This window comes from Oleiphilus sp. HI0128 (genome assembly GCF_001635365.1).
In genome coordinates, this window is the sequence record NZ_LWGG01000582.1 from 1 (window position 1) to 460 (window position 460).

Consider the following 460-nt stretch of genomic DNA (forward strand, 5'->3'; position numbering starts at 1 on the left):
GGCGAAATTATTGTGGCTTAAGTCAGACATTTTACCAGCGTTTTTTTCTATCTAGGTCGCTCTCTTTTGCTTCAACCCATTCAGCACCGTCTTTGGTGATTTCCTTTTTCCAGAAAGGCGCGTCGGACTTTAAGTAGTCCATAATAAACTCACAGGCCGCAAAAGCATCTGCTCTATGTGCAGAGCTTACGCCAACGAAGACAATTTGTTCGCTCAAGTGCAAAGGGCCAACGCGGTGAATGACTCTCGCTTCAAGTATCTGCCAACGTTCAGCTGCTTGTTGAATGATTTTCTGTAAGCACTGCTCTGTCATGCCAGGGTAGTGCTCCAGGAACATGCCATTTACATTAGGGCGATCTCCGAATTCCCGAACCAAGCCTGAAAACGTGCAGATCGCGCCAGTTGCTAGGGCGTGGTTGTTCCGTAGAGTCTGGTACTCATTTTCTATTGAGAAATCTTC

Annotated in this window: 1 protein-coding gene; it reads right to left on the reverse strand. The window is 46.7% G+C overall.

Translation table 11 applies throughout. The annotated features are described in order from the left end of the window. Nucleotides 1-31: 31 nt before the first annotated feature. On the reverse strand, nt 32-460 hold a 429-nt coding region (locus A3763_RS07060; protein ID WP_197482825.1), incomplete at its 5' end, for a molybdenum cofactor biosynthesis protein MoaE.